Source organism: Allomuricauda sp. MMSF_3307 (assembly GCF_030733585.1).
Lineage (GTDB): Bacteria > Bacteroidota > Bacteroidia > Flavobacteriales > Flavobacteriaceae > Flagellimonas.
This window is the reverse complement of the sequence record NZ_JASHIQ010000004.1, coordinates 319871-341705: the sequence shown is the minus strand read 5'-3', so window position 1 is coordinate 341705 and position 21835 is coordinate 319871. Positions and strand designations below refer to the sequence as shown.

18 protein-coding genes are annotated in these 21835 nt (G+C 44.6%); 4 read left to right on the top strand and 14 right to left on the bottom strand.

The features are described 5' to 3' along the window. Positions 1 to 21: 21 nt before the first annotated feature. Positions 22 to 624 (bottom strand): YceI family protein, encoded by a 603-nt coding sequence (locus RBB12_RS12250; RefSeq protein WP_306014265.1) that lies wholly within the window; start codon positions 622 to 624, stop codon positions 22 to 24. A 332-nt stretch (positions 625 to 956) separates the two neighbouring features. On the opposite strand from RBB12_RS12250, the gene ppdK reads away from it, so the two are divergent. From ppdK to RBB12_RS12235, 3 genes are all read left to right on the top strand, one after another. Beyond that, positions 957 to 3677 (top strand): pyruvate, phosphate dikinase, encoded by a 2721-nt coding sequence (ppdK, locus tag RBB12_RS12245; protein WP_306014263.1) that lies wholly within the window; start codon positions 957 to 959, stop codon positions 3675 to 3677. Positions 3678 to 3790: 113 nt separating this feature from the next. After that, positions 3791 to 5521, top strand: coding sequence for an alpha/beta hydrolase-fold protein (locus RBB12_RS12240; protein ID WP_306014262.1), 1731 nt, complete (start codon positions 3791 to 3793; stop codon positions 5519 to 5521). 4 nt (positions 5522 to 5525) lie between these two features. After that, positions 5526 to 6242 carry a DUF6090 family protein gene (locus RBB12_RS12235; protein WP_306014260.1) on the top strand — a complete coding sequence of 239 codons (717 nt, stop codon included), beginning with the start codon at positions 5526 to 5528 and terminating at the stop codon, positions 6240 to 6242. A gap of 19 nt (positions 6243 to 6261) precedes the next feature. On the opposite strand, the gene RBB12_RS12230 is transcribed toward RBB12_RS12235, so the two are convergent. The 8 genes from RBB12_RS12230 to RBB12_RS12195 form a co-directional block, all read right to left on the bottom strand. After that, positions 6262 to 8016 (bottom strand): hypothetical protein, encoded by a 1755-nt coding sequence (locus tag RBB12_RS12230; RefSeq protein WP_306014259.1) that lies wholly within the window; start codon positions 8014 to 8016, stop codon positions 6262 to 6264. After that, positions 8009 to 10309: a tryptophan-rich sensory protein gene (locus RBB12_RS12225; protein WP_306014258.1), complete on the bottom strand. Its 2301-nt coding sequence runs from the start codon at positions 10307 to 10309 to the stop codon at positions 8009 to 8011. The genes RBB12_RS12230 and RBB12_RS12225 overlap by 8 nt, the downstream gene beginning before the upstream one ends. Next, a complete protein-coding gene (locus RBB12_RS12220) occupies positions 10240 to 11511 on the bottom strand; it encodes a BatA domain-containing protein (RefSeq protein ID WP_306014257.1) in 1272 nt (423 codons plus the stop codon). Before RBB12_RS12220 ends, RBB12_RS12225 begins: the two co-directional genes overlap by 70 nt. Next, positions 11512 to 12411, bottom strand: coding sequence for a DUF58 domain-containing protein (locus tag RBB12_RS12215; RefSeq protein WP_306014256.1), 900 nt, complete (start codon positions 12409 to 12411; stop codon positions 11512 to 11514). Continuing rightward, complete coding sequence (locus RBB12_RS12210; RefSeq protein ID WP_306014255.1) at positions 12411 to 13415, bottom strand: AAA family ATPase; 1005 nt, start codon at positions 13413 to 13415, stop codon at positions 12411 to 12413. The genes RBB12_RS12215 and RBB12_RS12210 overlap by 1 nt, the downstream gene beginning before the upstream one ends. A 10-nt stretch (positions 13416 to 13425) precedes the next feature. Next, on the bottom strand, positions 13426 to 14046 hold the full coding sequence (locus tag RBB12_RS12205; RefSeq protein WP_218847531.1) for a DUF4159 domain-containing protein: 621 nt from the start codon (positions 14044 to 14046) through the stop codon (positions 13426 to 13428). A gap of 91 nt (positions 14047 to 14137) precedes the next feature. Then, on the bottom strand, positions 14138 to 15454 hold the full coding sequence (locus RBB12_RS12200; RefSeq protein ID WP_179384728.1) for a TldD/PmbA family protein: 1317 nt from the start codon (positions 15452 to 15454) through the stop codon (positions 14138 to 14140). Between the two features lie 27 nt (positions 15455 to 15481). After that, a complete protein-coding gene (locus RBB12_RS12195; protein ID WP_306014254.1) occupies positions 15482 to 17122 on the bottom strand; it encodes a TldD/PmbA family protein in 1641 nt (546 codons plus the stop codon). Positions 17123 to 17463: 341 nt separating this feature from the next. Between RBB12_RS12195 and cls the strand changes: the two genes are divergently transcribed. After that, positions 17464 to 18870, top strand: coding sequence for a cardiolipin synthase (gene cls, locus RBB12_RS12190; protein ID WP_306014253.1), 1407 nt, complete (start codon positions 17464 to 17466; stop codon positions 18868 to 18870). On the opposite strand, the gene RBB12_RS12185 is transcribed toward cls, so the two are convergent. The 5 genes from RBB12_RS12185 to RBB12_RS12165 all read right to left on the bottom strand — a co-directional run bounded on the left by RBB12_RS12185 (position 18865) and on the right by RBB12_RS12165 (position 21803). Beyond that, a complete protein-coding gene (locus RBB12_RS12185; protein ID WP_306014252.1) occupies positions 18865 to 19872 on the bottom strand; it encodes a 2-hydroxyacid dehydrogenase in 1008 nt (335 codons plus the stop codon). The genes cls and RBB12_RS12185 overlap by 6 nt on opposite strands. A gap of 16 nt (positions 19873 to 19888) precedes the next feature. Next, positions 19889 to 20332: a hypothetical protein gene (locus RBB12_RS12180; protein ID WP_179384724.1), complete on the bottom strand. Its 444-nt coding sequence runs from the start codon at positions 20330 to 20332 to the stop codon at positions 19889 to 19891. Between the two features lie 51 nt (positions 20333 to 20383). After that, positions 20384 to 20824, bottom strand: a complete 441-nt coding sequence (locus tag RBB12_RS12175) for an Hsp20/alpha crystallin family protein (protein WP_179384723.1) — start codon at positions 20822 to 20824, stop codon at positions 20384 to 20386. A gap of 59 nt (positions 20825 to 20883) precedes the next feature. Then, a complete protein-coding gene (locus tag RBB12_RS12170) occupies positions 20884 to 21288 on the bottom strand; it encodes a hypothetical protein (protein WP_179384722.1) in 405 nt (134 codons plus the stop codon). An 86-nt stretch (positions 21289 to 21374) separates the two neighbouring features. Further along, entirely contained in the window at positions 21375 to 21803 is a 429-nt protein-coding gene (locus tag RBB12_RS12165) for a hypothetical protein (RefSeq protein WP_293285324.1), read from the bottom strand. Between the last annotated feature and the right edge of the window lie 32 nt (positions 21804 to 21835).

Here is a 21835-nt window from a genome sequence, read left to right as displayed (position 1 = left end):
TAGTTGAGTATTAAGATTAAATTATTTCCAAACGGTATTGAAGTGAACCTCGATATCATCTCCAGTGGTAATCGTTCCCAAAAGAGCTTTGGGAGGTTCAATATTGTAATCGGTCATTTTCAGAGCCTTTTTGCCTTCAAGGACCACCTTGTCACCGTTGATACTTAGGTTAAAAGGTAGGTCAATGGTCTTGGTACTTCCCGAAATGGTCAGGTTGCCTGTTGCCACTACTTTGTATTTGTTGGAAGTGGCTGTGATGGGCGAAATGCTTTTCACGTTCTTCATCTCAAACACAATTTGTTTGTGGGTTTTGGTATCCAAGGCCTTATAGGTGTTTTTGTCCATGGCTCCTTTACCACTTTTTAAGCTTTCCGCTTCCACCACAAACTTTAAGGATGTGATTTGGGGAAGTTCTCCCGTATTGTCCAAATTGATGGAACCTGATTTTTGCTCTGCCACCTCTTCCCAATCGTGCAATGTGGAAGTTCCTGTAACCAGTACTTCTCCTTCCGAATTATTGAGGGTAAAATCTTGTGCAAAAAGTGCCATCGGAACAAGGGCGAACGATAGCCAAAAAATGACTGCTTTTAAAAGCGAAGGTCGATGTGTGATATGATATTGCATAGTTTTTGGTTTTTGATGGGACAAAGATCTATTGCGAAATATTTTTAAAAGATGATATATGTCAGTTATTTCCTAAAGCCTTGATTTTAAAGGAAAAAACACCCCATATTTTTTTATTTTTTTTGGTTTTCCAATACATTTTGATGGTATTTCAACCTCATTTGGATAAAATTTTCGCAAAAATTTGGCGCATTTTTAATTTGCCCTCTTAAAGACCACGTTATCAAACCCTTCTTGATCAAAATCCTGATTTATATCATATTCTGCGGATAGGTTAGCCAGTAATTTTACAGGAACAATTAGCATGTATCAATCTCTTAATAGATAAAAAGATGGAAACACTCACAGCAAATCAACTCAGCGTCTATTCCTTCGGCAACAAAAAGGCCGATGGTGGCCGCGAAATGAAGAACCTGCTCGGAGGAAAGGGAGCCAACCTTGCCGAAATGAGCCGAATAGGAATACCCGTGCCACCCGGCTTTACCATAACCACAGAAGTATGCACCCAATACAACGAGGAAGGAAAAGAAGCGGTCATCAAGCGCATTGAACCCGAGGTAAGGGATGCCATTACCAATATTGAGCAAACTATGGGAGCCATTTTTGGAGATGATGAAAATCCACTATTGATTTCGGTACGCTCTGGCGCTAGGGTTTCCATGCCGGGCATGATGGACACCGTGCTGAACTTGGGACTCAACGATGAATCCATTAAAGGAGTCATTAAAATGACGGGCAACGAGCGTTTTGCCTGGGACTCCTATCGTCGATTCATCCAAATGTACAGCAGTGTGGTCATGGGCCTCAAACCAGAATCCAAGGATGATTTGGATCCTTTTGAAGAGATTATCGACCATCTAAAGGATAAAAGGAGAATCGAACAGGACACCCAATTTACGGTACAAGACCTGCAAGATCTCGTATACGATTTTAAGGACATCGTCAAAAAAAGAACTGGCAAACCCTTCCCTACCAACCCATGGGACCAGCTTTGGGGAGCCATTCTTGCTGTTTTTGATAGCTGGAACGGTGACCGAGCCATTTATTACCGTAAAATGAACGGATATCCCGAAGATTGGGGTACCGCAGTAAACGTACAGGCCATGGTATTTGGTAATATGGGCGAAGATTCCGGAACAGGGGTTTGCTTTACCAGGGATGCCGGAACCGGTGAAAATATGTTCAACGGCGAATACTTGATCAATGCCCAAGGCGAAGACGTGGTGGCCGGAGTACGTACACCGCAACAAATTACCCTGCTTGGTTCCCAACGCTGGGCGAGACTTGCCCAAATTGAAGAAGAGGAACGCAAGGAAAAATATCCCTCCTTGGAAGAATTGATGCCTGACATCTACAAGGAACTCTTCGAATATCAAAATAAATTGGAGACCCATTACCAAGACATGCAGGACATGGAGTTTACCATCCAGCAGGGTAAACTTTGGATTCTTCAGACCCGTAATGGTAAACGAACCGGGGCAGCCATGGTAAAGATTGCCATGGATCTCCTTAAAGAAGGTTTGATCGATGAAAAAACAGCACTCAAGCGCATTGAACCCAACAAACTCAACGAACTGCTACACCCAGTCTTTGACCCTGAGGCCCTAAAAGAGGCCAATGTCATCGCACAAGGGCTGCCAGCCTCTCCCGGTGCTGCAACAGGTCAAATCGTATTCTTTGCAGACGAAGCCACGAAATTCAAAAACAGTATTCTAGTTCGGGTTGAAACCTCCCCAGAGGACGTGGAAGGGATGCATATTGCCAAAGGTATCGTGACCGCTCGTGGTGGGATGACCTCCCACGCTGCCGTAGTAGCGCGTGGAATGGGCAAATGTTGTGTATCCGGAGCAGGAGCGTTAAAAATCAACTATAAGAACAGAACACTAAAAGTGGGAGACCATGAATATCACGAAGGAGATTGGATTTCCATCAATGGTTCCACCGGTAATATTTTGGAAGGAAAAGTAGCAACCAAGGAACCAGAACTTAGTGGTGAGTTCGCTGACTTAATGAATCTATCCGACACCTACGCCACTTTGGATGTTAGAACCAATGCAGATACTCCAAAAGATGCTTTGGTTGCCAGGAACTTCGGTGCCAAAGGTATTGGGTTGACCCGTACCGAGCACATGTTCTTTGAGGTAGACCGTATCAAGGCCATGCGCGAAATGATTTTGGCAAACACCGTTAAAGGACGCAGACAGGCCTTAAAAGAACTATTGCCCATGCAACGCAGCGACTTTGAAGGCATCTTTAGGGCCATGGAGGGCTACCCAGTAACCGTTCGATTGTTAGACCCCCCATTACATGAGTTTGTACCTCATCAATTGGCCACCCAAAAAGAATTGGCCGAAGATTTACATATTTCGCTGTCAGCCGTAAAAAGCAAAGTGGCCGAGTTGGAAGAATTCAACCCCATGATGGGACACCGTGGTTGTCGGTTGGGCACTTCATATCCGGAAATCACCGAAATGCAGACCCAAGCCATCTTGGAAGCAGCGCTCAAAGTGAAAAAAGACGGTATCATTGTAAAACCTGAAATTATGGTTCCCTTGGTAGGCACTGTGGAAGAGTTCAAACAACAAAAGGCCATAATTGATGCCACCGCTGAGGAGGTGTTTAAAAAACGTAAGGATACTGTGGAGTATTCCGTAGGTACTATGATGGAAACCCCAAGGGCCACCTTGATTGCCGACAAAATCGCAGAAGATGCGGATTTCTTTTCCTTCGGAACCAACGATTTGACCCAAATGACTTTTGGATACTCCAGGGACGACTCAGGAAAGTTCCTCCCAACCTATCTCGAAAAAGGTATTCTAAAACATGATCCTTTTGAAGTTTTGGATCAGGAAGGTGTCGGACAATTGGTGGAAATGGGAACCCAATTGGGACGTAAAACCAAATCCAATCTTAAAGTAGGTATCTGTGGCGAACATGGTGGTGAACCTAGCTCGGTTGCGTTCTGCCAAAAAGTGGGCATGAACTACGTAAGTTGTTCCCCATTTAGGGTACCCATTGCACGGGTAGCTGCAGCGCAAGCCGCCCTAATGTAAGCGTATGTAACCAACCATTTTGTTTTGATCCCCGATGTTTAAAATTTTAAATGTCGGGGATTTTTTCTTTACGGTTGGAATGGACTATCTTAACTATCTAAAATCCAACCGTTATGACCAAGCTTTCCCTTTTTATCTGTTGCTGCACCATTTTGTTGTTTTCCTGCGCACAGACCGAAAAATCCAAATTTGATATTGCCGTCAGTTTCGATGAAAACGTTAGTCCAGAGAACAAAGATGGACGATTATTGCTCATGCTTTCAACTGATGACAGCAAGGAACCCCGATTTCAAATCAATGATGGATTGAATACCCAGCTCATTTTTGGGATGAACGTGGATAATATGGCACCCGGGACATCCATTACTTTTGATGAATCCATTTTTGGATATCCCTACCCCAGTTTAAAAGATGTTCCCCCTGGCGAATACAACGTACAGGCCTTGCTCCATGTGTATGAAACCTTCAATCTGTCCACGGGCCATACCGTGAAACTTCCTATGGACAATGGCGAGGGACAACATTGGAACACCTCTCCCGGCAATCTGTACAGTACACCTTTCAAAATAACAGTAGGTGAAAATGGCATCGACAATGTTTCCGTAATCTTGGATCAAGTCATCCCTCCTATCCCCGAGCCCGAGGATACCGAGTGGATCAAGCATATTAAGATTAAATCTGAAAAACTGTCCGAATTCTATGGGAGGGACATGTATTTGGGGGCCCACGTATTGTTGCCAAAAGGGTTTGAAGAACATCCTGAGGCCAAATATCCGTTGATGGTCTTTCATGGGCATTTTCCAAGCGATTTTGGAGGTTTCCGGACTACTCCACCCGACCCCAATTTGGAACCCGAATATTCAGAACGGTTTGACTTGGAGGGGTACAACATCATTCAGCAACAAGAAGCCTACGATTTTTACAAAAGATGGAACGAACCGGATTTTCCGCGTTTCCTCATCATAGAGATTCAGCACCCTACCCCCTATTACGACGATTCGTATGCGGTAAATTCAGCCAGTCAAGGCCCCTATGGCGACGCCATTACCTATGAACTCATCCCATATATCGAAAAAGAGTTCAGGGGAGTGGGTGAAGGTTGGTCCCGATTCCTTTACGGGGGTTCTACCGGAGGCTGGGAAGCCTTGGCCGTGCAGGTGAAATATCCGGATGAGTACAACGGCTGCTTTGCTGCCTGTCCAGACCCCATCGATTTTAGGGCCTACTGCCTTACCAATATTTACGAAGACGATAATGCATATTATTACGATTCCGAGCACAAGCAATTGGAAGTTCCCTCCCACAGAAATTATTTGGGCGATATCCAATCCACTTTACGACAGGGAAACCATCTGGAATTGGTTTTGGGCGATAAATCCCGATCGGGACAGCAGTGGGATATTTGGGAAGCGACCTATTCCCCACAGGGTGATGATGGCTATCCTGTGCGCATTTGGGACAAAATGACGGGAGACATTGACCACGAGGTGGCCGAGTATTGGAAAGAAAACTACGATCTACGGCACATTCTGGAACGGGATTGGGATAAATTGGGCCCAAAACTGCGGGGCAAGATCCATATTTATTGCGGGGATATGGACAACTACTATTTAAACAATGCCGTTTATTTGATGGAAGACTTTTTGGAAAGTACCACAGAGCCCTATTATGAGGGCGAAGTGTTGTACGGCGATCGTGCAGAACATTGCTGGAACGGCGACCCAGAATTGCCGAACGCCATCAGCCGCTTGCGGTACAATTCCATGTATGTGCCCAAAATCATGAAGCGCATTGCGGAAAGCGCACCCCAAGGTGCCGATTTAACCAGTTGGAGATACCGATAGTAATATGTTTGCCCTCTTTAGAAGAATCAGAAAACAGTTGGTTTCAGAAGGAAACTTCGGAAAATACCTAAAGTACGCTATTGGCGAAATCATTCTGGTAGTAATAGGCATAGTGATTGCCCTACAGGTAAACAATTGGAACGAAAATAGAAAGAGCCGTTCATTTGAACAGGAAATGCTAGCACAAATTCGCGAAAACCTGGAAGTAGATAAAATGGATTTGAAAAAGGTCCATAGAAACTTTGAAAAAGCTATTTCGTCGATTACTAAGATCTTGGAACATGAACAGGAACAGTATCCTGACAGTTTGAAATTTTGGTTGGGCGATATTCTACAGTTTGAACGGTTCGCAGCCATAACAAATTCGTACGAAACCTTAAAATCGAATGGTCTGGATAAGGTATCCGATGATAAACTCCGTAGGCTATTGAGTAATTATTACGAAAACGAAGTGGAACAGGTAAGCCGAGCCATAATTGATGTAGAGTATGCATTTCTAAATGATTGGAAACCTTTGTTGAAAGAACTTTCCATTGAGGATTTTAAGTTCAGACAGTACGTCATAGTAAATGATCCTAACATATTTGATAGGTCATCGGTAGCAAGAAACAACCTAATCTTGAACAAGGATAACTATTCGGGGGGAACCACACGTATTTCACTGGTAATCCAATCTATTGATAGGATTTTGAACAGGTTATCTGCCGAGCTGGAAAAATAATTTATCAAAATGTGTCGCTTTATGACACCAATTTGGGCTCCAACCATAGCCAACCCAAACACAAAAGAAGTAAAACGTAAAACCATAGCGGAGAAATAGGTTGCAAACTCCCATTGGAGGAAGCTGACTTGCCCCTAAAACGGTTGTCCGTTCCAAATTTACGCTTGTTGGCTTGGATGGTATGTGCCGTAGCAACAGACGACCATCGATCTTTATCAAAAACGTAATAGGAAAACACGACCGTACTATCCTTTCCGGACCGAACTTGATTCCAACCTATTTTTCTAGGATATTGGGTGCCCGACCATTTTGACGGAAGACTCGCATCTTGCAGTAACGCAATAGGGCTTCCATCCGAATTCTCCAATTGAGGGTTTTCCTCAAGGGTTCGAATTTCAAACAAAAAGGGTTCATCTACCTTTGGGATGGGGGTCAATGCCTCAAAAGCCATTTCGGATTCTTGCGGTTTGGCAATTCCATTGAGTATTTGGGTCCAAATGCTTGCGTATATTTCATCATCACCATCCAACACCAATTGATAGGTGTTTTGCAGCACCGTACTGCCCAATTTCCCTTTTTCCATGGGCACGTAGCCGGCTATTATGGTGGAATCGATTGCTATTGGCTGTTGTCTGACAACTGTTTCAAATTGATAAGGATATGTTGCCAGTGTTTCACCTGCTTGTCCCAAGGAGATTTCAGTCCTTCCATCGCGTTCAAATCCCAATGGAAAACGATTCTTGGACAATCGGAACATGCGTTCATTGGGCTGGACAAAAATTCCGAGACCATTTACACGTGCAGATGCTTCAATGGCTCTTTTTGAAGCATTGGAAAGACCTGTGTAGCTATCGGTATCCAGAATCAAAAGGTCGTATTTCTCTAACCGGTCCTTGGTAAATCCATATACTGCTTCGGATGCTCCGTTAAAGTATTCAAATTTGTATTTGTCCTTGGTGAGCTGGGTCCTGGCCTGTAGTTCATGGCCGTTCTCCGCCAAAAAGTTTTTGAGGTACTTCGTTTCAAAAGTTGGAAAGGTATTGACCATCAAAATGCGCAATGATGTACCTTTTTCCACATGTATGGGAATTGGCTCTTTTGAAAGTACTTTGCCATCACCATCTTTTTCCCACAGTTGATACACAAATGTGCCGCTTGCCTTTGTAGTGGAAGACAATCGCACCGTTTGCTGCTTTGCCTTTCCAAAAACTACGGAATCCAATGGATTACCTCCGTTATCCGCTAAAATGGCCCAATGTCCTTCGGTTGGTTGTGCATATTGAGCGAACAATGACAACCGTTCGCCAAGGGGAATGTTGGTATCATGAGAAATTTTAGTCCATCCCATAAGGGGTTCCGCTCCCAAAAAGGATACGGTGGCATCGTCGAGCTGCCAAAGGTCGTAGGTCTCCAATCCCTGTCCCAACAAGAATAAGGAATCAGCTTCCTCCAAAATGGATAAGGTTTTTCCAGGGGAATAATTTTCCATCGGAATCCGCTTGTAGATAGATCGTAAACTGTCCAATTGGGCGGTACGGTATCCTTTGGTCAGAATAATGGCTTTGCCCTTGGTTTCTTCCTGAAAGGTGGCGGGACGCCATATTATCATGGCCAAAGATGCCACGGCCATTAATGCCAACACCGATTTTACCCAAAAACGTTTCTCATTCCGTTGTTCCCATTCCTTCCAAACAAATACCGTCAACAACAATAGCGCGATCAGCACCACAGGCCATAAGATGTTTTGGCTCAACAGCTGCACTCCATCACTCATACGCCTCCAGTTCCTTTAGGTACAGTTGATTGATTTCATCAGGGTATACCGTTCTTTTGACAGGGTTATCATCCACTTCGGGCAACACCGACAATAATTTCCGTTGCACTTCCAGATAGCTTTCTCTGGTCCTATCCGAAGCCTTTTGTAAATCCCGAAGTCCTTGTAGTACTTTAACAAATGTAAGGGGTTCGGCGATGGCTTTTTGGGCCAGTTCATTTCCTGCCTCTTCAAAAAGGGAGGCATCGGGTTCGCTAAAATTTGTTTCACCTTGAATGAGGAGTTCCAAACGATATATGGCTTCACGAGTGGCAGCAAAGGACATTTCGTAATCAAATCCTTCCTCTTTGGTAACGTTGGTAATCCCCTCGATATCACCACTAAGTCGATTCTCCTCCTTGATCGGTGGAGGGTCAAAACCAATGCGGTGGACATAGATTCGGGCACTGTTCTTAATGTCCTGAATAATCTCTAAGGCATCGTATTGATAGGGCAAGGATTTTTCCGGCTCATACAATCTGAGGTACAATTCCGCATCCCACATTATGGTCAAGGCATCCCGAAGCTTGGCTTTGAGGGATTTTTCAAAAAGTGTGGATGCTTCAGGGTCACCATGGTCGTGCACGTATTCGTGCAAAGGGTCTTCTTTCTCTTCCTCGGTGCCATGATCGTGATCGTCTTCCACCACCAGGTTGTGCTCGTTATCGCTGTCATGTTTGTGGCTATATTCATCCAGCAGGTCCTCTTCCCCACCCTCGTGGTCGTGGTCATGGTCTGCCTCACCGGCTTCAGGCGATACTTGCCCTGGGGCGGATTGCATTTCGGTCTCATCGCCCATAAATTGTCCGTACTTTAAGCGCAATTGTTTTTGATCAAAACCAAGTTCGTTGCTCCTGAACTTGAAATCTTTTTCGGAAATTTTACCGCGTTCTGAAATCAGTTTTTCCGTATCAATAATCAACTGGCGCTGACTCCTAAAATAATCGGGCATCAAGTCCACTCCCAAGTTCCCTTCCACCGCGAACATATCCGTGACCGTATCCCGAATCACCGCAAAGTAGGTTTCGCTACGCGCCACATTGGGTGTTGGTGATTTTTGGTCCAGGGCCTCCACATAAAAATAGAGTTCATCCCCCGGGTCCATGTTGAGGGCGTACAAATCCAGTTGTTGTTGCAATTGCACCAACTTACTTCCTTTTGGGATGGTTTGATCAAAGCGAACGGACTCCTCCCTAAACTTTACGGACTCTCCCGAACCCTTACTGACCGTGGCAATGATGTAGGCATCCTCAACTCCAAAATCATCCGAAATATTGGCATTGAACATCAAACGCTTATCTTCCTCAAACTCAAAATAGCTGTAATTGTCCAATCCCTCCAGCTGTACCAAGGGTGGTTCGTCGCTGACCATTTCCATGGAATACAGGTCGCTTACATAATCGTTTCCGTCACCATCGGTAAAAGTGAAGCTATAAAAGCCCGAAGCTTCCAAGGGCTTGGTCAATCGGTATTGGTTTTGCACTTTGACAAAATCAAAATGCTCTCCCATCAGGTCCATTTGAACCTTTTGTACTTCGCCATCAAATTCGAGATGCCATGTAATCCTGGAACCTTGCACCGCTTTGATGTTGGGCAAAGAAGTCTGCACGGTTGGTTCTTTGGTATAGGATGGGTATTGAACGGTCACTTTCGTATCGGTGAGCTCAGGGATTTTAATGGATGATAACAAACTATCCTTCGGAGCAAAAGTAATAACGTCCTCATTGGGTGCACCATTACTCGAAAATGGGTTCAGGGAAGTCCAGATGGTATTGGCCATCAGTCCGATAAGCACCAGTCCAAACATGACCAATGCTGCCTTGAATAGTTTTTGAGGTGGTCGTGTCTTTGGTAAAACAGGTTCTAACTGGGCGGCAACGCGGTACTGCTGTAATTTTGATAGGTCTGAAAGCTCTTGGGCAGACACCAATAATAGTCCACTGCTATATCCAGCCTGTGGCAAGTGGGCATCAATATAGTTGACAGCCCTTGCTTCATTTATTTTCCAAGGTCTTTTGATCCAAACGGAAACAACCAGGGCCACCAAAAGGCTTAGGATACCATATCCCATCTTGTGGGTAAACAGGTATATCATCCCTCCAAAACCAACGGCATATAACAGTGCCTCGGCATACAGCAATTGTTGCCAACGTTTCTGAAACTGTTTTATGTGGGCTGCTCCGTTCACTGCTTTCTGTACTTTGATATCAATCGTTCTACCAGCATCAATCCCGCCACTAGACCAAATACCCAAAGTGAAATATCCACTATAGTGGCGCGTTCCCTTTTTCGTTTGGGCGCCACATAATTGGGCTTTAAAGAGGCTTCGTCCATCTGACGTCTGTCCATATTTTTGGTAAGACTTTCAACCTCCTTATTCACACCCAAAATACCCAACAATTGTTCCGTGAATCGCTGCTCCACCGTATTCTTGGGATTTAAACGGGAGGTTAAATGAAAAATATCTTTTGCAGGTCCGGGCTCGATCAACTGTTTTGCCATTACATCCGGTTTCAGAACTAACCATTTCCCTTCGCTTGTTGTCAAGGGTTCTTCACTCAACCATACCTGTAGATCGGTACTTTCGCTTGAGCTGTCCTTCATAACTTTGATAGGCTGCCCCAAATAGGCGGACAATGCACGAAAAGAGGCTTCAAGATACTTTTCTTCCCTTTCAAAATCCTCGTCCACTTGAAGATTGATTAGAAGGGTATCCAATGTTTGTAGCGGAACGATAGTAGTTGTTCCTTCTCCAAGTTGCAAACTATCTCCTGCCCTTGTAAGTTGGTATCCATCTTTAATCACTTCCTTATTGATGCGGGTTCCCATGCTATTGCTGGAAACCGTAACAAGTTGAACAGCCTCGGTGTTTTTGAGGGCAATGAGGGGACGGTCAAGAATTTGCTCACCTTCGGTGATCACCCAGTGGATGTTCTTTTGGGTGTTCGGTCGTTTGGATTTGATGCCCCTGGCCAATGCTTTTGTGAATACGACCAAACTATCCGAAGGCAACGAATCCAATCGTTGTGCCAATTGCCAATAGTTGGGAGTCTCCTGTTCCGCTTGGTAATCCGTATCCAAATCCCATTCCGGAAATCCGTTGGTAAACAACCTTACGGAGGCATCTTCTTGTAAACTATCCAAAATGGTGGTCAAAGTGGGCTCGTTGGCCAGCGAAGGCTCCACCAAATAGGTAACCTGTTGTTGATTGCCCTTGGTACGCCATTGTGGGCCCGCCATCAACAATACGATAAGTGCCAAAATCAGCATACGTAACAGCAGGAGTAACCATTCGTTCAATTGAATGCTGCTGGATTGGCGTGAATTGGATTCGTCCAACAACTGAACACTCCCGATTTTGATGGTCTTTGCCTCCTTTTTGCTCCACAAATGAATGGCCAATGGGACCAAAAGTCCCAATAGTGCCCAGAGATATGTTGGATTCGCAAAAACCATTTACACCAATCGAATTCGTTCCTTTAAAAATAATTGGAGGGCATCACCCAAATCATCATCCATCCGAAACAGATGATAATGCACCCCTTGTGAGAGCAATTGCTCCTTGGTCTGTCCTATTTTGTTATCCAATGCCCTCAAATACCCAGCCTTGGCTTTGTTGACATCTACCTTGACCTTGGTTCCGGTTTCCAAATCCTCAAAAGTGACGGATTTTTTGTAATCGAAATCCATTTCCGCACCTGTCATAATTTGAATTACCACGACCTCGTTATGTGCGGTTTTCAGGTTCTTCACAAAATCCGAGAGCTCGGAAACATCCTCATACATATCGGTCATGAAAAAAATGAGTTCCTTTTCGCCCCGATTATGGATTTTTCTTGAGGCAATTGAAAATTGCGGCCACTTTCCTTTGGTGGAAATCTTCAACAGCTCCAACAATAATCTGTTAAAGTGTTTTCTGTCCGCTTTGGGATAAATGCTTACAAAATCATCTTCGTTAAGGGCAAAGAGTCCCACGGAATCACCTTGCTTTTGTGCCAAATGGGAAAGACAGGCGATCATGACGCGCGCAAATCCCAATTTGGAAATGCCGTGCTCCTCGTGTGCCATGGAATCGCTGGCATCCACGATAAACTTAACGGCTACATGGCTATCCACTTCGGATTGTTTGATGTAATATCGTCCCGATCTGGCCAACATTTTCCAATCGAGCAATCGTAGGTCATCACCAGGTTCATAACCCCGATATTGACTGAACTCCATGCCAGGGCCCACGCTCTTGCTACGGTGCAGACCGGAGGTAAAACCTTCCACCACAATTCGGGAAATCAGGCTGAGGCCCGATACCGTATTGATCACATCCGGTTTTAATAGGTCGTGGTAGTCCCTTGTTGCCATTATTTGTCCTTAACTTGAACGGTTTTAAGTATTTCCTGGGTCACTGTGTCCGAAGTGATACCTTCTGCCTCCGCCCTAAAATTGACCAGAACCCTATGTCTCAACACGGGTAAGGCAACGGTTTGTAGGTCCTCCAGAGTTACTGCCAATTTACCGTTTAAGAGGGCATTGGCCTTGGCGGTCAGGATCATGGCCTGACCTGCACGCGGACCTGCACCCCAATCCACCCATTTTTTTACGTAGTCGACTGATGTGGTGTCGGGCCGGGTGGCGCGTATCACATCGCTCACATATTGAATCAGACCATCGCTGATGGAGACTTCCCGCACCAAATGTTGTAATCGGATGATGTCCTCTCCTGACAACACCTTGTTCAATTGTGCCTTTTTGGTTCCGGTGGTTGCCTTTAAAATCTCGGTCTCTTCTTTATCCGTCGGGTAGCCAATTTTAATGTATAACAGAAACCTATCTTGTTGTGCCTCTGGCAATACAAAGGTCCCTGATTGCTCTATCGGGTTTTGGGTGGCCAAAATGAAAAACGGCCTGTCCAGTTTATAGGTTTTATCGCCGTAGGTCACCTCGAACTCCTGCATGGCCTCCAAAAGTGCTGCCTGCGTTTTGGGAGGGGTCCGGTTGATCTCATCCGCCAATATGATATTGGAAAAGATAGGGCCTTTATTAAACTTGAAGAATTTTTTGCCTGTACTGTGGTCTTCCTCCAGTATCTCGGTACCGATAATATCGGATGGCATCAAATCCGGGGTAAACTGAATCCGTTTGAATTTTAGGTCAATCGCATCCGAAAGCGTTCGTATCATCAAGGTTTTTGCCAATCCCGGAACACCTTCCAGCAAAGCATGTCCACCTGCCAAAAAGGTAATCAACAGCTGTGAAACGGTCTCTTCCTGACCAATGATCACCTTCCCAATCTCCTGCTTCAGGGCCGATAATTTTTCGGAAAGCCCCTCCACTTCGTTTGCAATTTGTTGTAGTTCTTTGTTCAAATCAATAGTGTTAAGAAGTTAATGCGTACAGCACGATGTTGACCCCGAAACGGGTGTTGTCGATTTTGTACCATCGTTTGTTTCTAAAATCGTAATCCCATTCGCATCCATAATCCTTGTTGCTGTAGAGCACGCCTATGCGTCCGTTGATGACGATGGCCTTGAGGTATTCGTGCACCAAATCATCTCCCCATCCGTTCAATTCTTGGGAAGTGGTAGGTGGACCATCATCAAACTCAAAAAAAATAGTGTAGATTTCGTGATCGTTGGGAATTTTTTTCAATTCGCCAGCCCCAAAAATTTCTTCCATTTGGCGTTCAAAGGATTTAGCAAAAAGACCGTCAATATCGTGGTTGCAGTCATCAGCAAAGACAAAACCGCCATTACGGACGTACTTTTCAAAATTTTCCCGTTCCTTTTTGGTGAACTGCACCAGTTTATGGCCGGAAATATAACAAAACGGGCTTTTAAAGATATCGTCACTGGCCAACGGGATGATTTTTTCCTGTGTATCCACCTTAAGTGTGGTGTATTCTACCAAGGAATTAAGCAAATTGGAGGGCATACGCTGATCCACATCCCAATCTCCTGATTCATACTGCAAGCGGGTGAAAAAAAATTCGTTATCCAATGCCATTTGGGTCGTAGGCTAAAATCTTTACCAAAATAAAAAACTGGCGGTCGATACAAAGTCGACCACCAGTTTGTTGTTTTTATTATGCTTATACCGCGTCGGAAAGACTGGTGAACGTAAAGTCACGAATCTTCATGTAAGGTATCAGGTTACCGTTTACACGAACCTGTTGTCCGAGCGATTCCAAATTGTTCAACATAATGATCGGACTCTCATTGAACCTGAAGTTTTTTACAGGGAATTTGATCTGTCCATTTTCAATATAGAACGTTCCGTCCCGGGTCAAACCAGTATATAGCAAGGTTTGTGGGTCTACACTTCGGATATACCAAAAGCGTGTCACCAAAATACCTTTTTTGGTTCCTTTGATCATATCTTCCAAACTTTCGTCACCGCCTTCCATAATTGCATTGCTTGGGAATGGCACGGGCTCAACACCCTTTTGCTCTGCCCAGTAACGGTCATAGGCCAAGTTTTTGACCACCCCGTTCTCGATCCAACTGGTTTTCTTCAAAGGCTGTCCCGCTCCGTTCCATGTGGAGGTAGGCACATCGGGGTGTAAGGGATCGGACCAAAGATTCACTCTTTCGTCCACAATCTTTTGTCCCAATTTATTGCCTCCGTCCTTAGCGGACATAAAGCTTCTTCCTTCATCGGCAGACCTTGCATTGAACGAACCAAACATATTACGCAAAAGATCTGCGGATGCAGCCGGTTCCAAGATCACAGTGTACTTACCGGGCTCTATGGCACGCGCCTCTCGGGACATCACTGCCTTGTCTATTGCTATTTTTGATGCTTCGGCAGCGTCAAACTTGTCAATATCGTTGTAATCGCGGGTCACCCAACCGGAACCTGTACCGTCGTTGGTACGCATGGTCACCGTAAAATCCACGTTGGTGGATTGGTTGTAGGCAAACAGTCCATTGGAATTGATCATCGCCGAAAATTGGGCCGAATCATCCAAAAAGCCTGCTGCAGTTACATCTTTTGCAGCGGCGGGAACAATACTGCTATTGGCCACCTCAGCTCGGTACTCCGGAGTGATGTTGGCAGTCGATTCCTTGTATGTAATAGCCTCATCGTATGTTTGTGGTCCCAAGGGCGGCATAAATTCAGGGTTCTCGGGGGATAATTGCGCGAGCTCCTCTGCCCTTCTGACCACCTTTTCCAAGGATGCATCGTCAAATTCATCGATGGTTGCCGTTCCCACCTTTTTGCCAAAGCTGGACTGTACCACTAGGCTTTGGTTGGATTGATATCCTGCAGTGGACACGGTGTTTCGTGCATAACGAATGTTTCCGCTGTTCCTTCCACTCAGGTTTATTTCGCAGGCATCGGCCTTGGAAAAGCTCAATGCCTTTTCCAAAATCTTTTTTGCTTCTTCTCTAGTATATATAGCCATTGTCTTAGTATTTAATTTGAATAAACCTTAAATGGTCCTACCTGTATTGATTACATTGATTCCGTTAAACCTGGAAGTAGAACTTCCGTGGGAAACGGCACTGACTTGGGAGGGTTGCCCCTTACCATCAAAGAAGGAACCGAACAATCGGTAGTCGTCTTTGTCACAAATTTTTGCACAGGAATTCCAAAATTCTTGGGTATTGGATTGGTAGGCCACATCTTCCAGCATACCGGCTATCTCACCATTCTTGATTTCGTAGAACAAGGTTCCTCCAAATTGGAAGTTATATCGCTGTTGATCGATGGAATACGAACCACGGCCCAAAATGTAGATTCCTTTGTCCACATCCTTGATCATGTCCTGCAACGAGTATTTTTCGGTACCGGGTTCCAAGGAAACATTGGGCATACGCTGGAACTGCACATCTTCCCAACTCTGCGCATAGCAACAACCGTGTGATTCGTTTTGGTCGATCATGTGGACTTGGTCACGGATGGCTTGGTAGTTCACCAATGTACCATTGCGGATCAAATCCCATTTTTTGGTCTTCACGCCTTCATCATCATAACCTACGGCACCTAAAGATCCTACTTGGGTCTTATCGGCCACAATGTTTACGATATCGCTTCCGTAGTTAAAGTCCTTGGATTCCCATTTGTCCAAAGTGGCAAAACTGGTTCCCGCGTAATTGGCTTCGTATCCAAGTACACGATCTAGTTCCAAGGGGTGTCCCACGGATTCGTGAATGGTCAAACCAAGGTGGTTGGGCTCCAACACCAGGTCGTATTTACCAGCTTCAACAGATTTTGCGGAAAGCTTTTGCTTGGCCTGTTGTGCGGCCATGGTGGCATCTTCCACAATATCGTAGCTCCTATTGTAAAGCTTGATTCCCTCAGGACCGGACAATTTTTCGGAATCCAATCCATCCATATACTCATAACCCATTCCCATAGGGGCGCTCAAGGCTTGACGGCTCTTGAATTTACCCGCCTGACGGTCAATGGCAGTTACGTTAAAGGTCGGCCAGATACGGTGTACGTCTTGATCAATGTACGATCCATCGGTAGAGGCAAAATATTTTTGCTCGTTCACCATAAACAGGGCAGAGTTCACAAAGTTGGCCCCATTTTCCATGGCGGCGGCATTGGCACTCAACAAAAGATCCACTTTTTCGGAAATAGGTACTTCTTTAAAGTCCTTTTGGATAGGTGTTTTCCACGAAACCTCGCCATGTCCTTGCACGGGCGCTAAAACCACAGGTTCCTTTTGGATTTTAGAATTGGCCTTGGCAATCGCTACGGCCTGTTGGGTTGCATTTTTAATGCCGTCCTCTGTCACATCATTGGTAGAAGCGAATCCCCAGGTGCCATTGGCAATCACACGGATTCCGATTCCAAAGGATTCAGTGTTCACTACGTTCTGTACTTTATCTTCCCTGGTAAAGACATATTGGTTCAGGTATCTTCCTATCCTCGCATCGGCATAGGTGGCTCCCATGGACTTTGCCGTGTTAAGGGCAACATCGGCCATTTTCTTTTTGAGTACGGTATCCATCCCTGGTTCGAGCAGTGCTTCCGCGGGAATATTGTTTCCCATAAGAAGCGAGGGCATCATCATGGCCCCTGCACCCATACCAGCGTACTGTACAAAATCTCTTCTTTTCATATGTTAGTTATTTGATTTATTCTGAGTTGATAAAAGGTGGGTATGTATGTAAAATAATCCATTCAAATCCGTGGGTCTTAAAATTAAGGAGTGCTCTTGTAGCTTTATGTTAATTTTAACCTAAAATCCAAAAGCAGACACCTTTTTCATCTTTGTGAGTGGCTGGACCGCATTTTTTGGTATCACTTTTTACGGATTTGTTACACTTTTTGTCCACATAATTTGAATGGCATGGGTCAATCAGGGATATTTTAACATTCCTATGATTGACCAGCCCAATTTCATTGGAGAAATACTTTTACTACCTTGTCAATGTATTTCAAACAGCTCAATACCAACGAATGCTCATTCCCATTCTTATTGGCCTCTATATATTAATTGCCCTAATCATGGTGGTAAGCCTGTTATTGAACGGTGTCAGGCCCAGCAAAACCTTAGCTTGGTTACTGGCCATTTTTACCATTCCGGTGGCAGGAGTTCTTTTATACATTTTGTTTGGTCGAAACAGAAGAAAGAGTAAAATGTTCTCCCTAAAAAATGAGTTTGGCCCGCTGGAACAATCGGAAGGAATCCATTGTGACCCGAAACTATCCATAAACAAGCACAAAATCACTTCCTTGATTACCAAAACGGCCAAATGCCCAGTTACCTGCCACAACGAATTGGAACTTTTAAAGGATGGACAACAAACTTTTGAGCACATCTTCCATGCCCTCGAAGAAGCCCAAGACCACATCCACTTGCAGTATTACATTTTTGAGGATGGACTGTTAGCGGATAGGCTTTTGGATGTGTTTGAACGTAAAGTGAATGAAAATGTGACCGTTCGATTACTATATGACGGTATAGGCAGTTATTCGCTAAGCAAAAAATACCTGAAAAAATTAAAGGATATAGGTGTGGAAACGGCCCAGTTCCTCCCTTTTAAATTTGGTCGGTTCTTGGCTTCATTGAATTACAGGAACCATCGAAAAATCATTATCATCGACAACAAAATCGGCTTTACGGGAGGTATCAACATTTCGGATAAATACCTAAAGGGCGACCCTGCCTTGGGCAAATGGCACGATACCCACTTAAAGATCGAAGGCGAGGCGGTCGATTTTTTAAATCGATTGTTTGTGACCGACTGGTTCCTGGCGAGCGAGAAAAAGGTGGATGTTTCTACCTACAAAATCCATAAAACCTTGGAGCGCGATACTTCCCTACAAATTGTGCCCAGCGGTCCGGATGATGATTTTGATGTGATGGAACAGGTGTATTTTTCCATCATCAACAGTGCGGAGAAATATCTTTACATCGTCAACCCCTATATTATCCCCAACCATGCCATTTTACAGGCCTTAATGACCGCAGCGCTCAGCGGTGTGGATGTTCGCATATTGATGTCGACCAGCACCGATATCAAACTGGTGGATTGGTGCGTAAGGGCGTATTTTGAATCCTATTTAAAGGCAGGGATCAAAATTTTTCTCTACGCCGATGGTTTTCTTCACAGCAAGGTAATGCTCTGTGATGATGAGATTGCCAGCATTGGAACGGCCAATCTGGATAATCGGAGCCTTCAACAAAATTATGAGGCCCAGGTCTTTGTGTACGATGCACCCCTTTGCCAACAGATGAAATCGGATTTTTTAAAAGATTGTGAACGATCCTTGCTGTTGGATGATTACGAAGCACATAAAAACCGGCCTTGGACCAAAAAGTTGATCGAAGGCTTTGCCAAGCTATTGAGCCCACTCCTATAACATAATGGTTTCAAAACCCAGCTCGTTGGTATTGGTTTTCCCTTCTTCCCAACAATCCAAGTTGTGGATGGTAGTCTCAGCAATACGAACAAGGGCTTCCTTGGTGGCAAAGGCTTGGTGAGGGGTCAGTAGCACATTGGGCAGGGCAATCAGCTCTTTCAGCTGTTCGTCCGTAATGCCATTCTTGCTATGGTCCTTAAAGAAAATACCCCTTTCGTGTTCATATACATCGGTTGCATAGCCACCAAGTCTACCGCTTTTGAGTGCTGCCAGTACATCCTCTGTTTTTACAATGCCCCCACGAGCTGTATTGATCAATATGGCACCTGGCTTCATGGCCATGAGAAGCGTTGTATTAAAAATATGATGGGTATTGTAATTTAGCGGAGTATTAATGCTTACGATATCCGACTTCCTGCAGAGTGCTTCCAAAGGAAGGTATTCCACTTCGTAATGATTTTCCAAATAGTGATTGCGTTCCAAGTCGTGGGCCACGACCTTACATCCGAAGGCATGGAATATTTTCACCAAAATGGAACCGATCCGTCCCGTTCCGAAGATACCCACTGTCTTTCCGTTGAGGTCGGAGCCAATAAGATTGTCCAACGTAAAATTAAAGGCCCTTACCTGAGTGTTGGCCTGAACCAACTTGCGGTCCAAAGCCAGCAAAAGGCCTACGGCATGTTCGGCAATGGCATGTGGCGAATATTCTGGGGCATAGGCCACCTTCAACCCGATGCGCTTGGCCGATTTTACGCTGACATTGTTGTAGCCCGTGGATCGCAGGGTAATGTACTTTACGCCAAGGTCATGGAGAATTTCGAGTACCACAAGGCTGGCATCATCGTTGGAGAAGATACACACGGCATCATATCCTGCCGCCATTACCGCCGTTGTGGTATCCAAGGCTTCTGGGACAAACCTTATTTTATGCTTTCCATTGTTCGCTTTCTCCAAGTTCTTTATTTCAAAATCCTTGGCACTGTACACCAGTACTTTCATCCTTTTAAGAGCTATATTAATTCAATAATCGTTTTTGTCTTCTGCGCTTCATTACTTGGGATACGATATCAAAAATCTTGTTTTTTGCATCACGGTACCGTACAAAGTAATCCGATACTTCCTTGGCAAGGTCGTTGTGCGTATCCAGATAAGCGGCCTCCATTTTCTCTTGGTTGACCTCATCTACCATAATTTGGAGCTGGTTTTCGTGCAGCTGCACCTTTTTGAAGAGTTCCACCAAATCCCTTTCGCAGATGTTCAACGCATCCACAATGGGCTGTATGGTTTTGAACATGTCGGAGTCGATGATGTCCAAGGTATAGTCCTTGATCATGCTGTTCAGGAATTTTTGCTCGTCCCGGGCAAATTTCATCTCGGAACACCATTGTCTGGTCTCTTCGTGCAGCTCATCTGCACTGAACCATTCCCGATATTGTCGTTTGTTCGATTTTGTTTCCATCACTGAATTACATTTTGCGGCAGACGGAGACCATCTGCCGCTTGTTTTTAACTATGCCACTTCAATCACCTTTTTTTGGTTGTTTTTGGCCGCTTCCATTTTATGGACCTTAAGGGTAAGGATACCGTTTTGGTATACCGCCTTAACATCTTTGGAGCGATCTACGGTGGGTGGCAGTTGTAAACTTCTGGTAAATGCATTGTAGTTGAACTCCCTTCGGGTAAAGTTCTCTTCCTCTTCGGTCTTCTCTTTACGCTTTTGGGCCGAAACCTCCAATACATCATCTTTCATAGTGATCTTGAAATCTTTCTTTTCAAATCCCGGTGCGGCAAACTCAATTTCAAAATCATCTTTGTGTTCCTTGACATTCATGGATGGATGGGTTTTCTCCAAATTGAAAAAATCATCATCCACAAATGCATCCCGACTGAAAAAATCAATCAGTCTTTCGTTCCATGGAAATCGCTTTCCGTCCAATTTTACCAATGACATAACTAGTTGATTTAACAGATTAAATAATTGCTTGACTCTCCGATATGGTCAACGCCACATCAGTACAAGGGCTTCTTTTTCTTGAGTATGGCCCCAGCATAATCGTACACCTCTTTTTTCAAATTGATGTAAGTCTCAATATACCGGTCCACTCTATTCTTGAGGCTTAAGTGCTTTTCGTAGTAATGGCCATCGCACTCATCTTGCGTGCATTCAAAGATGCCGCCCAGTCCATTTTCATGATTTTTGATGAATTCCGATAACGAACAGCGTTCGGCCTTGGAACTATCGAAGTGTTGTTTGAAGTTTTCCAAACGTTCGAACAATTTGGGAGTCCGTGGCTCAAATACATAGGAATCGAGCAGTCTTTGAATAAAAGCCATCTCATCCGCTATAAACTGCAGATAGGATTTCCATGTCTGTAATTCTCCATGCATTACCGCTATTTGTCTCTCCCTCTTCATCGTTACGGCAGTTACATTAAATTTGGATTGAATGTAGTACAAACTAGCTAGCTATGAAATGACCTAAATCATGTTCCGGGGCAATCTTAATCGCCTTCGGGATATCGGTCATCCATTCCAAAAGAGCGTTTTACCAATGCTTTAAACTGGTTTTCGGTCATACTATCGGCTGTCTCCGTCAATTTGATTTTGCTGGCTAGGGCCGAGTGTCTAGATCTTAAGGCATCCGTAAACTTATCAGGGGTTTCGGCAGGGCCAAAAATGGCAAGTTCATCGGCATCGGAAACCTTTTTGGCAAGCGTATCAAAATACTTTTTTAACTGATGTTTTTCCCTTTCCAAATACTTGCTGTCCTGCACCACGTCCTGTGGGCCCCATTTGGTCTTGGATCGTGCCCCGCCTTTGGGGTTGAAAAAATCCAATTCCGAAGGAATAGTGAACATACTTTCCTTCCCATTGTTCAATACCACAACGTTGGCTTCCTGCTTGTCCAACCAAATTCCTATTTGCTTCATAGTTTCATCAATTTTTCAATTATCATTTTCTT